The organism is Actinocorallia lasiicapitis, assembly GCF_054778695.1.
The window spans coordinates 1-590 of sequence record NZ_BAAGZI010000896.1; the positions used below are offsets into that span (position 1 = coordinate 1).

Consider the following 590-nt stretch of genomic DNA (forward strand, 5'->3'; position numbering starts at 1 on the left):
CCCGGTCGGGTTCGGGATCGCGCGGGACGTGGCGGCGGCGACGGCGCTGGCGGCCGGTCTCGGCTATCCCGTCGTGCTGAAGCCGCGGGCGCTGTCGGGCAGCATCGGCGTCGTCCGGGTCGGGTCGGCGGCCGAACTGGAGTCGGCGTTCCCCGCGGTCCTCGGCGCCAGGACCGGGCTGTCGGCGCGCGCCCACCTCGGGGTGCTGGTCGAGGAGTACCTGGACGGTCCCGAGTACAGCGTCGACGCGGTGACGTCCGGCGGCGTCACCCGGATCCTCGTGGTCGCCGAGAAGACGCTCGGGTTCGCGCCGTTCTTCGAGGAGACCGGGCATCTCGTCCCCGCCCGTCCCGTGCCCGGCCTCGACGACGCCGTCGAGCTGGTCGTCCGCGCCCACGCCGCGCTCGGTCTGGACTCCATGACCACCCACACCGAGGTGCGGCTCACCCCGGCAGGACCGCGCCTCGTGGAGATCAACGCCCGGCTCGGGGGCGACCTCATCCCCTATCTGGGGCGGCTGGCCCTCGGGGTGGACGCGCCGGGCGCCGCCGCCGACGTGGCCATGGGCCGTGTGCCGGAAGGCGCGGGCG

General features: G+C 75.8%; 1 protein-coding gene. It reads left to right on the forward strand.

The window, feature by feature from the left end:
- Positions 1-590 (forward strand): ATP-grasp domain-containing protein (locus ACYVE7_RS35375; protein ID WP_460371062.1); only part of this gene is annotated, 590 nt, incomplete at both ends.